Origin of the sequence: Thalassospira profundimaris (genome assembly GCF_003326755.1) — a bacterium.
GTDB lineage: Bacteria > Pseudomonadota > Alphaproteobacteria > Rhodospirillales > Thalassospiraceae > Thalassospira > Thalassospira profundimaris_B.
On sequence record NZ_JPWH01000007.1, the window covers coordinates 82,348 to 94,902 of the forward strand.

The 12,555-nt window shown below is 56.9% G+C and carries 12 protein-coding genes; 3 read left to right on the forward strand and 9 right to left on the reverse strand.

Translation table 11 applies throughout. From position 1 onward, the window contains the following. Positions 1-109 precede the first annotated feature (109 nt). Positions 110-805, forward strand: a complete 696-nt coding sequence (locus TH25_RS10010; protein WP_114088293.1) for a dienelactone hydrolase family protein — start codon at positions 110-112, stop codon at positions 803-805. A 110-nt stretch (positions 806-915) separates the two neighbouring features. On the opposite strand, the gene TH25_RS10015 is transcribed toward TH25_RS10010, so the two are convergent. Next, on the reverse strand, positions 916-2,505 hold the full coding sequence (locus tag TH25_RS10015; protein WP_114088294.1) for an FGGY-family carbohydrate kinase: 1,590 nt from the start codon (positions 2,503-2,505) through the stop codon (positions 916-918). A gap of 215 nt (positions 2,506-2,720) precedes the next feature. On the opposite strand from TH25_RS10015, the gene TH25_RS10020 reads away from it, so the two are divergent. Beyond that, entirely contained in the window at positions 2,721-3,440 is a 720-nt protein-coding gene (locus TH25_RS10020; RefSeq protein WP_114088295.1) for an HAD family hydrolase, read from the forward strand. Between the two features lie 12 nt (positions 3,441-3,452). Here the strand turns inward: TH25_RS10020 and TH25_RS10025 are convergent, their stop codons facing one another. From TH25_RS10025 to TH25_RS10045, 5 genes are all read right to left on the reverse strand, one after another. Beyond that, on the reverse strand, positions 3,453-4,262 hold the full coding sequence (locus tag TH25_RS10025; RefSeq protein ID WP_114088296.1) for an alpha/beta fold hydrolase: 810 nt from the start codon (positions 4,260-4,262) through the stop codon (positions 3,453-3,455). A gap of 32 nt (positions 4,263-4,294) precedes the next feature. Further along, positions 4,295-5,032 (reverse strand): FadR/GntR family transcriptional regulator, encoded by a 738-nt coding sequence (locus TH25_RS10030; protein ID WP_114088297.1) that lies wholly within the window; start codon positions 5,030-5,032, stop codon positions 4,295-4,297. A gap of 176 nt (positions 5,033-5,208) precedes the next feature. Continuing rightward, entirely contained in the window at positions 5,209-5,958 is a 750-nt protein-coding gene (locus TH25_RS10035) for a formylglycine-generating enzyme family protein (protein ID WP_114088298.1), read from the reverse strand. Positions 5,959-5,968: 10 nt separating this feature from the next. After that, positions 5,969-7,195: a copper-containing nitrite reductase gene (gene nirK / locus TH25_RS10040; RefSeq protein WP_114088299.1), complete on the reverse strand. Its 1,227-nt coding sequence runs from the start codon at positions 7,193-7,195 to the stop codon at positions 5,969-5,971. 68 nt (positions 7,196-7,263) lie between these two features. Further along, positions 7,264-7,695: a pseudoazurin gene (locus tag TH25_RS10045; RefSeq protein WP_114088300.1), complete on the reverse strand. Its 432-nt coding sequence runs from the start codon at positions 7,693-7,695 to the stop codon at positions 7,264-7,266. Between the two features lie 135 nt (positions 7,696-7,830). Here TH25_RS10045 and TH25_RS10050 point away from each other — a divergent pair, with 135 nt between their 5' ends. After that, positions 7,831-8,577: a Crp/Fnr family transcriptional regulator gene (locus TH25_RS10050; RefSeq protein WP_220151380.1), complete on the forward strand. Its 747-nt coding sequence runs from the start codon at positions 7,831-7,833 to the stop codon at positions 8,575-8,577. Positions 8,578-8,583: 6 nt separating this feature from the next. On the opposite strand, the gene fhuB is transcribed toward TH25_RS10050, so the two are convergent. The 3 genes from fhuB to TH25_RS10065 are packed head-to-tail and all read right to left on the reverse strand — an operon-like array spanning position 8,584 to position 12,293. Next, positions 8,584-10,584, reverse strand: a complete 2,001-nt coding sequence (gene fhuB, locus TH25_RS10055) for a Fe(3+)-hydroxamate ABC transporter permease FhuB (RefSeq protein ID WP_114088301.1) — start codon at positions 10,582-10,584, stop codon at positions 8,584-8,586. After that, complete coding sequence (locus TH25_RS10060) at positions 10,581-11,507, reverse strand: ABC transporter substrate-binding protein (RefSeq protein ID WP_114088302.1); 927 nt, start codon at positions 11,505-11,507, stop codon at positions 10,581-10,583. Before TH25_RS10060 ends, fhuB begins: the two co-directional genes overlap by 4 nt. 9 nt (positions 11,508-11,516) lie before the next feature. Then, positions 11,517-12,293: an ABC transporter ATP-binding protein gene (locus tag TH25_RS10065; RefSeq protein ID WP_114088303.1), complete on the reverse strand. Its 777-nt coding sequence runs from the start codon at positions 12,291-12,293 to the stop codon at positions 11,517-11,519. Positions 12,294-12,555 lie beyond the last annotated feature (262 nt).

Below are 12,555 nucleotides of genomic sequence, written 5' to 3' on the forward strand. Positions count from 1 at the left end.
TTTGGATTATCTCCCGGGCATCGTGGTGCGTTGAGGACGGGTTGGGGTGACTGGCCTGGTCTGACGGGCGCGCGCAATTATGATAACTGATCAAAAACACGGAGGCCCCATGAGCCAGAATCTTGCCATTAAAACTGCCGACGGGACGTTTAATGCCTATGTCGCCATGCCGGAAAAACTGCCAGCCCCGGTGGTGGTGGTGATTCAGGAAATATTTGGTGTCAATGCCGTGATGCGCGGTGTGGCCGATGATTATGCCCGTCAGGGCTATATTGCCGTATGCCCGGATCTGTTCTGGCGGCTGGAGCCGGGGATCGAACTGACCGATAAAACCGACGAAGAATGGCAAAAGGCCTTTGGCTATTTGCAGAAATTTAACCCAGACAAAGGGGCCGAGGATATTCAGGCGACCCTGGATGCCGCCCGCGCCCTGCCCGATGCCAGTGGCAAGGCCGCCGTTGTCGGCTATTGCATGGGCGGGATGATGACCTATCTGGCGGCAACCCGCACGGATGCGGATGCCTTTGCCTCGTTCTATGGTGCGGGCATTGATAATTATCTGGGCGAAGCCGATAAAATCAGTAAGCCATTGATCATGCACCTGGCCGGGCAGGATGAATTCATTCCGACCGAGGCACAGGATAAAATCAAGGCTGCCCTGAAAGACAAAGCCGAAGTGACGATTTATCAGTACCCGGACAGCAACCATGCCTTTTGCCGCGTGGGCGGCAATCATTACGATGAACAGGCCGCCGCCACGGCCAATGCCCGCACGGCAGAGTTTTTGAAACAGAACCTGGCCTGAGCCGGTTTGTCCGCTCGCCGCCCAAGGTGGTGAGAGGGTAAGCGCCCCCAAATGAAAATCCCCCGTCAGTTCGGATGCCGACGGGGGATTTTTGTATAGCCTGTCCGGGGTCAGGCCTTGCTCATGTCATCAAGTTCCTGGCGATGGGCATGCAGTTTATGAAAGATGGCATAACGGCGGTCATGGTCGGCCCTGGCACTTTCATCCGGGGTTTTGACGGTTTCGGGTGCGGCCATGCTGCGCGATGCCGCTTCAAGTTCGCCTTCGCTATCCAGTGCGGCAGCGGCGAGCATGGCAGCGCCAAGCAGGACAGGCTCCGGGCATTCCGACATGACAACATCGCAGCCGGTGACATCGGCATATAGTTTGACCAGAACCGGGCTGGCGGTGTGGCCGCCGCTCAGGTGAATATGGCGGATGTCATAGCCCGTGGCATTCAGCGCATCAATGATATGGCGGGTGCCATAGGCAATGGCGCAGGCGGTTGCCCAATACAGGTCAAGGAAGCTTTCTTCGCTTTGATCAAGCGTAAGCCCGCTGATAACCCCCAGGGCCTCCGGGTCCGCCAGTGGGGAGCGGTTGCCATGAAAATCGGGCAGCATATGCAGGCGCGGGGCCAGATCGGCCTGTTCCATCATGCGCGGCAGCAGTTTTTCACCCGCCAGACGGTGGGCATCGCGGCCCATGTCGCGGGCAAAGGGGTGCAGGGCACAGATATGATCCAAAAGCGCACCCGTGGCGGATTGTCCGCCTTCATTAAGCCACAGGCCCGGTGCGACCGCGCCAAAATACGGCCCCCACACACCCTTGATAAAGCGCGGTTCCGGTGACAGCGCCATATGGCAGGTAGAGGTCCCCGCAATCATGGCAAAGCGTTGATCGAGATTGCCACCAAGATGCGCACCAAGGGTGCCCAACGCCCCGGCATGGGCATCAATCAACCCGGCCCCGACCATGCAGTTGGTATTCAGGCCCAGTTCACGGGCGGCATTGGCCGACAGGCTGCCCACCGGCGTCCCCACGGCAACAGCCGGGCCATCGATACCAACCTTTTCAATAAAATCATCCAGCCCGACGGAGGACAGGAATGCCTGATCCCAGGGGCTGTCCTCGTGGGCAAGATGCGTCCATTTGCAGGTGACGGTGCAACAGGAGCGGGCATTGTCCCCGGTGGCGCGGTAAGCCAGAAAATCGGCCAGGTCATAGGCCGCTGTCATTTTATTCCAGACTTCGGGGCTATGCCGTTTCAGCCACATCAGTTTGGGAATTTCCATTTCCGGCGACATGGTGCCGCCAATATAGTCCAGCACCCTGGACCCGGTGGCGGTGCATTCTTCGGCCTCGCGCGTGGCGCGGTGATCCATCCAGACAATCACGTCCCAATTGGCCGGGCCATCGGGCGATACGGGCAGCGGGCTGTCATCTGCTCCGCGAATAACCAGCGAGCAGGTGGCATCAAAGCCAATCGCGGCGACATCATTGCCATCCACATCGGCCCTGATCAATGCGTCCTTGACCGATTTACAAACGGATTGCCAAATATTTGCGGAATCCTGTTCAACAAAATCGGGGCGCGGGCGGTTCATTGCAATCGGGTAGGATGCGCTGCCCAGAAGTTTGCCGGTGCTGTCAAACACGCCAGCGCGCGCACTGCCGGTTCCCACATCCACACCGATAATGGCTTTGTCTTTCAGGGTCATGGCGATGGTTCCTCCCGCCTCTTGACGTTGTTTTTCCGGGTCAGTCTTATCGTGAATCCTGTGCTTTCGGAAGAAGGTCAGACTGACTTTTTTGCCGTTTTGACCTAAATTGAACAAAAGACCACAGATTGGTCAAATGTTCATTTGTGTTGACGCGAATATTCCCGATTGGCTAGGGTTGGAAATTGCAAAAAAAAACAAGGTCCGGGAAACACATGCAGCCGACATCCCCTTCTATCGGGTCCTACACCGAACTGCCTGCACCGATCAAGGCCGTCCTTTTTGATTGCGACGGTGTTCTTGTAAATAGTGAACCGATCTCGCTTTCGACACTGGTGGACGTTCTGGCGCATTTTGGTGCGTCCTTATCGGGTGAAGAAGTGGCCCGTCTGTTTACCGGGCGATCCAGTGCTGCGCCGATCCAGTATATTTTTGATCAAACCGGCCGCGATGTGAATGCGGAATTCAAACCGTATTTTTATGACAAGCTGTTTGCACGTTATGAGAGTGAACTGCGTAAAATTGACGGTATTGATGGGGTTCTGACGGCACTGAAGACCCGCGATATACCTTTTTGCATCTCGTCAAGCAGTTCGGTCCAGCGCCTTGAAACAACCATGCGCCTGACGGGTTTGGGGCCGTGGTTCAAGGGGCGCATTTATAGTGCGGATTTTGTGAAAAATGGCAAACCGGCCCCGGACCTGTTTTTATATGCCGCACAGGATATGGGGTTTGCGCCGGAAAACTGCCTGGTGGTGGAGGATTCCGTTGCCGGGGCGCAGGCCGCGATTGCCGCCGGTATGACCTGCTGGGGCTTTGTTGGTGGCGGCCATTATGACGGATCGCGCGATAGTGCCCGCCAGCGCCTGATTGACGCCGGGGCGCATCAGGTTTTTACAACAATGGCAGATATGAAAACGGCAATTTCCGTTTGAGGAAAAGGCCGCTTAGGTTGGTTGCTGCATAAAATCGGCGATGCGGTGCCCCCAATCGCGCACGTCATTGACTGATTTTGCCACGTGCAATTCGGTATTTGGCAGTAAATCCGCCAGGGCGTGTGCAGTGGCAATCGGGTGGCTGGGGTCGCTTTCCCAGGCCAGAATCAGCACCGGTACGGAAATAGATTTCAGATCATCACGGGCTGGCAAATTTGACATGCCCGCACCGCGCAGAATGGCGGGCAACACATCCAGGCCGGTTTCAACCGGAAAGGCGGGAAGGTCGGTAAAAATCGGTGGCGGGGCCATATTGGCAACCAGGGCATCAAGGGCGGCTTGACCATCCCGCTCCAGGGCGCGGGCTGATTTGTTATAAACCATTGCATGGGCCCGCCGTGTTTCCCAGGCGGTGGGCGGGGCGGTTAACACCAGTTTTGAAAAGGTGGTGGGGGCTTTCAGGGCGGCATGCAATAATGTTGCCGTGCCCATTGAACACCCCATGCCGATAATTTTTTCATTCGGTGCGGCAATCTTGGCAACGGCCAGAAAATCATCTGCCAGCGCGGGCCAGGTAAAGCGTTGGGGAACTGGCCGGGCGTTTGAGCGTCCATGCCCGCGTGCGTCGTAACGAATGAGCGTTCCGGCCTTGCTGATCGGGGTGAAGTCGTAAATCCCTTTATCTTCCAGTGAATAGCTGTTCGACATCAGACCATGTGCCCAGACAAGTGTCGGGCCCGTGGTATTGCCTTCGCGTGTCCACACCAGTGTTGCGTCCGGCAGGTTTAGCTGATTTTCATGAAGGGCAGGGGATGCGGACATGGCGGGTCTTTTGCGTGGTAAATGGCAGGGGTTTAGCGATTGCGCAACAGGCTTTGATACCGTGCCTGGCTTTTAAGAATATGATCACGCATGGCGATGCGGGCACCATCGGCATCCCGCAGCGCGATCGCCTCATATATGCGGTGATGTTCGGCAAGAATGCGATCGGTGTGTGCAAGCTGTTGTTCAATCGCAATGGGGCGCTGGTGCGGTTGGGATTGGAGCCGGGGAATGGTTTTGTCGCCCAGATAGTCCATGAACGTGACATAGCGGCGGTTGTTTGTGGCATCGGCAATGGCGCGGTGAAATTCATAATCCGCCTGTGCCGCCTGCTTGCCCGATTGCACCTGTCGTTCCATGTCGCGTACGGCTTCGTAAATTTTCGCCTGCTGGGCGGCAGAGCTGCGACTGCACGCCAGGCCCGCAGCCTCGATCTCAACGGCCATGCGCAGTTCCAGAATTTCCAGCACATCGGACATTTGTGTGGCATTCACATCAAAAACCGTTCCGTCATTTTCCGCTGGGGCCGGGCTTAGTACAAACACACCGGCCCCCTGGCGGGATTCCAGCAAACCATTGGCTTTCAGCACGGCAATCGCCTCGCGCAGGACGGCGCGGCTGACGCCGAACTGTTTTGTCAGGGCCGGTTCGGTTGGCAGTTTTGTACCAGGTAGCAAATTGCCACCTTCAATTTCGCTGCGCAGGCTGGAAACGACTTTTTCGCTCAGGGATGTTTTGCGCTCGGTCTTGGGCGGGGGTGTGATGGTCATGGGCTTTTCTGGTCAGGCATGTGGTCGCCATCTGCGCGACAGTCGATTTTGCTGTGATGCGTGTAACGATATATCGCCGGGATTGCCATGCAAAAGCGCTTAAGAGGATTGCTTTTTTACAAAGGTGGCTGGTCAGACGGGGGCTTTTGATGTTCTGGTCGCCGGATCATGGACATCTATGCCGGTTTTTCATCCGTGACCAGACGGAACCCAAGATGGGCGGGCGGGGTGCCCACCGCACAGCCACCGCGGGCCGGGTCGCGGACCAGAAACGGGATAACGGCCAAATGTTCGCCCCCCACATAATAGGCGGGGCAGCGTTCCGGCGTGGCGGAGGGTTCGCTTCCGGCATAACAGTCGTTTGTCCATTCCCAGACACTGCCATCCAGGTCGGCAATGCCTTCGGGGCTGGTGGAAAACGTTCCCTGCTCCCGAAGAATACGCGGGGCAAGCCCCTTGGTCAGATAGGCCGAGGCCCAGCGCAAATCCGGGTCGGTAAACAGCGGGTCGGGTTTTTCCGGCAGGACCGCTTTTGCCATGAATTGCCATTCCCGCGATGTCGGCAGGCGAAAGCTGTGGCGGGATTTTTCGTTAATCCAGGCCAGATATTGCGACACGTCAGAATAATTAAGGCCGGTTGCCGGGATATGGGCGGCATCGTGGCCTGCGGGTGGGCGTAATTCTTCGGTGCAGGCCCCGTCATTGTGGCAGGCATTCCACTGGGCGATGGTGACTTCAAATTTCTGGACATAAATTTTATGTCCATCGGGCAGGGTGACGGGCCGTTCGGCCATTTGCGGCACATAGGCAAAATTGGCATGGGGGTTATTATTGCAGGCACCCAGGCCCCATAATGATGCCGCCAGCAGCCCGGCAACGACGAAAACCTTCGTGCAATAACCGGTCCGGCTGGCGGCAATCATCATCAGTCTCCCGTTATTTTGCAATCGGGCGCGGGGCGACAACCTGTTCCATCAGGTTGTTGTCCCACGCGCCTTCAACCACAAAATGGGCAGTGGCGCCCAGCAGGGCAGCTTCGATAAGGTTGTGGTTGACATAGGCGTAAACGCCGGGCTGTTTGAAGGTATACAGGGCGGCGCCGGCACTGCCGCCGCGAATGAACCAGGTTTCCATCCCGGTGTGCGGGGCATCGCCAAACGATCCGGTTTCCCAGACATAATCGCCGTGACCGCCAATCAGGTGCGGGCGGGTGTCGCGGTTGGCCTGGTTATGGATCATCAAAACCGTTTCGCCGACTTTGGCCTTTAAGGCATGGTCGCCGGTCAGCGCCCCGACCGATCCGTTAAAGACCGAATGGGTCGGGATCAGGGTGCGCATGGCATCAACACTGTCGGCATAATCGTCACCCGCGGTTTTATAGGTTTTATAGTCGCCATTTTCATCACGCGGCAGATAGAAATCCTGTTCGCCGATATAGGCAATGCTGTCATAACGCAGCGGCTTGCCATCGCGGTCCTTCAGCCCGTCGCGCGGCAGGATCATGATAGCGCCATTCATGCCATGCGTGACATGATAGGGGATCATCGCCCCGCCCGGTGCGCAATGATAGGTAAAGACACCCGGTTTGATCGCCTTGAAGCGCAGAACGGTTTCCTCGCCCGGATAGACGTGGGTCAGGCCGCCGCCGCCCAGCGCGCCGGTCGAGGCATGGAAATCGATATTGTGTTCCATCTGGCTGCTGGCAGGGTTGCGCAGAGTCAGTTCGATATAGTCGCCCTCATGGGCAATAATCAGCGGCCCGGGAACAGACCCGTTATAGGTCAGCGCCCAGATGCTGGCCCCGGTATCTTCATCGACGGTCAGAAGTTTTTCCTCGGTTTCCATCGTGATTTCGACGATTTTCGGTCCGCCCGTGGCAACCTGTTCGTGTTTGGGGGCAAAGGGCGGCATCACCAGTTCCTGTTTGACACGGGTATAGCCTGTCAGGTCGGCCGGTTTTGCTTTTGGTTTGTCGCTGGCGGTGGCGCTTGCATGGGCAATGGGCAGTTTGCGCGGGGTGACAACTTTGGGCCGGGCGGCAATGGGCTGGGCCTGTGCGGCGGCGGCCCCCAGGGTTGCGGCGGCGGCACCAGCGAAAATGCCGCCACGCAAAATATTACGCCGGTTGAGTTTCAGGCCATCGATATCAAACTTGTTACGCATTTTCGCCTCGCATTTCGCGTTTTTGGATTTGTCTTGAAGGTCGGTTCAGTTCGGGAATTGCGGAAGGATCAAAGCTTTGAGAGCTGTTCTTCAAAACGGGCTTTGGCCTTGGGCGGGACGCGGCCTTCCAGGAAGCTTTCCGGGGCTTTGGGCGCATCGCCAACAACAATGGTCATGACCATGCCCATCGCGTAATGCGGTTTGCATTCAATGGCATAGAAGCCTTCGGTATTGAAGGTAACGTCGATTTCCTTGCCGATTTTGCCGGCAAAGGGTTCCGCCCCCTGGGGAATGCGATCCTTGATGGTTTCGGCATTGTGGCCTTTGTCGGTCGGAACAAATTTTACACTGTCGCCGGGTGCAAGGCGCAGATGGTCGGGTTCAAAAACCATGACCTGATCGCCGCTTTTATTCAGCATTTTGACTTCAAATGTTTCCGCCATTGCGGTTGTGCCAAACAGGGTGGCAAAAACCAGTGCCGATGCGATTGTCCGGAACATTTTCAAATCCCCTTCAATTTTTGATTTGTCTGGGTGAAAATACGTGACTGGCCGATATAAACTTTGCGCTAGCGCAACCTTCGGACGGAATCCGGGGGATCACTGTTTTATGAAGGCAAGGGGACCAGTAAGGGGATGGAAAACCAAAGCGAACACAAGTCACTGGCAAGGCTTGATGAAAGCCTGCTGACACATATTCCGCCCTTTTCGCGGCTAAAGGATTCCCAGATTCGCGACATTCTCGATCACGCGACCGCCCGGCGCTGTGCGGAGGGTGTGACTGTTTTTCGCGAGGGCGACCCGGCTGAACGGTTTTACATGTTGCTTGACGGGTATATTCGCGTGTTGCGTATTACGGCGGCGGGCGAACAGGTTATATCGCTGCATATCCCCAGCGGGCAGCTTTTTGGCATTGCCCGGGCCATTGGCCGCGATACCTATCCGGCAACGGCGCTAACCGCTTCCGAAGCGATTATCCTGAGCTGGCCGACCACCCTGTGGGACCATTTTGTGCGCGAATATGAAGGATTTTCCTCGGAAACCTACAAGATTGTTGGTCAGCGACTGGGGGAAATCAATATGCGGGTGGTGGAAATGGCCACCCAGCAGGTTGAACAGCGCGTTGCCAATACATTGTTGCGCCTGGTTGACCAGACCGGGCGCAAGGTCAAAGACGGAATCGAGGTGGATTTTTCCATCACCCGGCAGGACCTGTCGGAAATGACGGCCACCACCCTGCACACCATCAGCCGCCTGTTAAGTGCCTGGGAAAAGAAAGGACTGGTCAAAAGCCGTCGCAAACATGTTGTTGTCAGCAATGCCGACGGGTTGATGGCGCTTGGCCGGGGTTGTGCGCCTCAACATGTGTCGCAACAGGTTTGATGATGGTTATGAACGCCGTGCAGAAAGAACCAGAAAATAGGCCGTGCCAATAAGGGCGGCGATCAGCCCGGTGGGAAGCTGTTGCGGATAAAGCATGTTGCGCGCCAGCCATTCCGCCACCATCATGACATTCGCCCCGATTAAAATGGCCCCCAGCAAATGCGTCCCGGCCAGCCGAAAACCGGCAATGCGTGCCAGATGCGGCGCCATCAAACCCACAAAACTGAGCGGCCCGACCAGCAGGGTGGAAACAGCCGCCAGAATGGCCGCCCCCGCCATCATGGCAATGCGGAAGGCCGAAATGCCAAGACCCAGTGATACCGCCTGGTCCGCCCCCATCGAGGCCAGTTCCAGCGGGCGACGCGCCAGCAGGACAAGGGCCGAAAGAATGGCGGTAATGATGGCAACCGTAATGATTTCATCAAGCCGGGTAAAATAGGTGGTGCCCGCCAGCCAGGAAATCAGCATGGAGGCCTTTGTGCCGCTATGGGTAAGCGCAATGCGCACGACCGAGCCCAAAATCGCCGTCAGGGCAAGGCCGTTTAACAGCAGATAATGGGGAGCATGGTTGAAATTGCGACATAATGCCAGCAGAACAAACAGGGCGATGATTCCGCCAAGCGCGCCAATCAGCATCAGGTCGCTGCGCCCTTCAAAGCCAAAATAAACCATCGCAACAATCATGGTCAGGGCGGTTGCCGAACTGACACCGGTAATTTCCGGGCTTGCCATCGGGTTATGGCCAACCCGCTGAATCAGTGTGCCGGAAACGGCAAGGGCGGCCCCGCACACAATCGCGGCAAGGCTGCGCTGGGTGCGGTTGCCAATTGTGCTGGTAAAGGCAAAAAGATCGTCAAGCGAGGTTAAAACCAGATGACCGCTGCCATCCAGCGACAGCAGAAGCGAGGTGACAAGGCCCGTAACAAGAAATACCAGCAGCCCGCTTAGCAGGATATGACGCGAGGCGATTTTGTATTCGACGGGATGATCCTGCCGGTTGGCATTGCCATCGGGCATGATGCGCGCCTTGCGCAAAATAAGAATGACAAAGGGCGCGCCAATAAGTGCGGTGGCCGCCCCGGTGGGGAAAATATCGCCGCCCGTTGCCGCGAATTGCCGCATGACATAATCAATGATCATCAGGCCGCAACCGCCCACCAGAAACGACATGATCAGTAATGGCCGGGACCGGGTGTAGCCGACAAATCGCAGGGTTGCAGGCACGGCAAGGCCGATAAAACCGATCATGCCGACGGTGGAAATGATGCTGGCGGTGATGAAAACCGCAATGGCAAGGATGCCCAGCCGCAGCCATTTGACCGGTGCGCCCAGGGAATTGGCCGTGTCATCCCCCAGGGCAAGAATATCGAGCGGACGCACAAGCGCAAGAACGGCCAGAATGGCGATCACCAGCCGCGGGGCAAGGTGAAGCGTACTGTCCCAGCCATTTTGCGCGAGGTCGCCCGCCCCCCACATAAAAACGGAATCAAGAAATTGCTGGTTAAACAGAATGAAAATCTGCGTTGCCGAATGCAACAGCAGGTTCACAATCATGCCCGCAAGAATAAGCCACAGCGACGCATTGCTGCGCCCCGATGCAATCAGATAAACAATGCCCAGTGCCCCCATGCCACCGGCCAGTGTGAACAGGTCCTGCCAGCCCGCCAGCGATGCCGGGGCCAGAACCAGAAAAACCGTTAATGTCAGTTCCACACCTGCCCCTACACCCAGTGTAACCGGGGATGCCAGCGGGTTGCGGAAAATGGTCTGGATGGCGGCACCGGCCACCGCCAGCCCGGCACCGCACATAAAGGCCATAACCGTGCGGGGCAGGGTGCTGAAATGATAGAAAATCTGATCAAAACGGGTTTCATCGGGCGCAAACAGCGCCTGCCAGGCCGTGCCATGTCGGGCGAAGGGCACCAGATCGATCATCAGGCTGACGATTGCCAGAAGGATGAATAACGCCGGTATCAGGGTGGCGGTGCGGGCCGGGCGCAGGGTCATTGATGCGGGCCGTTTTCAATTTCGGTTGCCAGCAGGTCGGCAAAACGCATGGCCGAATACAGCCCGCCATAGGTCCAGACGGGGGGTACCTGATAAACCCGGTTTTGTCGGGCAAAACCCTGCATTTTCCACAGTGGCGAATTGAGAATGCGCTGCCGTACCGGGGCGGGGGTTGGTTCGATATAGGCGACCACATCATTGGCAAAGGGGGCCAGACGTTCCAGCCCGCCGCGCGCAAAGCCCCAGCCATTGGTCTGTCCATCATAGGCGGTTGGAATATTCATTGCCGCCAATACCGTATTGGGCAGGGAGGGCGGACCGAAAATATTGATCTGGGCATCGGAATTAATGCGGATGACTGCAATTTTTTGATCCGCCCCCAAAGCCGCGCGGATCCGCGCACCGTCTGTGGCAAGGGTTTTGTCCACCTGTTGCAGGATTTCCCGGGCGCGGTCCTCCCGTCCGGTGATATCGGCAATCTGCAGGGTGGCCTTGCGCAGGCTTTCAAGGGCGGGCAGGCCATTATTGTAGGTCGATATGACCATAGTCGGGGCAATTTCCGAAAAGGCATCATAGGCCATTGATAATTGCCCGCTGATCAAAATCAGGTCCGGTTTTGCCTTGCGCAGAGCTTCCATATTGGGCGATTGACGCTGCCCGATATCGACAAAATCTTTCGGCAGGTCGGGCGTGACCACCCATTTGTAATAACCATCCGGGTCGGCAATCGCGACCGGGTCCAGCCCCAGGGCAATGACCGTTTCTGTCAGCGACCAGTTGGTCACGGCAATGCGGGTTGGCGGGGTGTCAAAACTGACACTGCCCATTTCATGCTGATAGGTTTTGCCCTGTGCCAGGGCCGGGTGGGTGAAGCCCGCGATACAGCATAAGGCAGAAACGGCAAGGGATAACAGACGGCGCATGGGATGCCTCTATGCGATATAGCTTACGGAAATGTTGGAATGCGGCACGGGGATAACGCCAATATCGGCGTCATAGATTTTGCCAAGGGTTTCGGCCTGCATGAAATTGTGTGCCGTTCCCTGCCAGCAGGTTTTCCCGTGTCGCAGGGCCAGAATGTGATCGGCAAAACGCCCCACCATGTCGATATCGTGCAAAACGGCAATAACCGTGAGGCCGATCGTATTTTTCAGGTCCGATACAAGATGCAGAATGTCGCGCTGATGGCCGACATCGAGCGCGCTTGTCGGTTCATCGAGCAACAAAACCGGCGCATCCTGTGCCAGCAGCATCGCCAGCCACACGCGCTGGCGTTCACCACCGGAAAGGCTGGCAACAAGGCGGGTTGCAATATCATCGACATGGGTCAGGGCCATTGCCTGATCGATTTTTTCATAGTCATCCGCGCGATAGCGCCCAAAGGCGCCGCGCCAGGGATACCGGCCAAACCCGACCAGTTCGCGCACGGTCAGGTGCGGGGGCACGGTCGGGTTTTGCGGCAGATAGGCGACCTCGCGTGCAAAATCACGGATGGAGCGGTCTTCCAGCGCGATGCCGCCCATCTGAATATTGCCGTCAAACTGGCGATATTTGCGGGCCAGGATTTTCAGCAGCGTGCTTTTGCCCGACCCGTTATGGCCGACAATTGCCGAAAAGGCCCGCGTCGGAAACGAAACCGTAATGCCCGATAGCAGGGACTTGGCGGTTTTGCCTTCCGTGCGAAAACCAACATCCTTTAAGTCAAACATCGCATTATGAATCCGGTTGGGGCAGAACCCGACCCGCCAAAAGGGTCGTGATACCGTCCGTCAGCAAATTTGTGAGAATGCTTATCAATAACCTAATGTAAATGCAACCGAGTTGCGATTGCAGAAGGCGGCTGCGGTGGCGGTGACGCGGCGGCGGTTTGGTGCGTCGGGAAAAACCGGTTTATCTTATTTTATGGCTTTTCATCTTTGCGGCAGCGCGCTAGCAATAAATTTAATGAAACTGTGCCGGGCCGTAACCTTG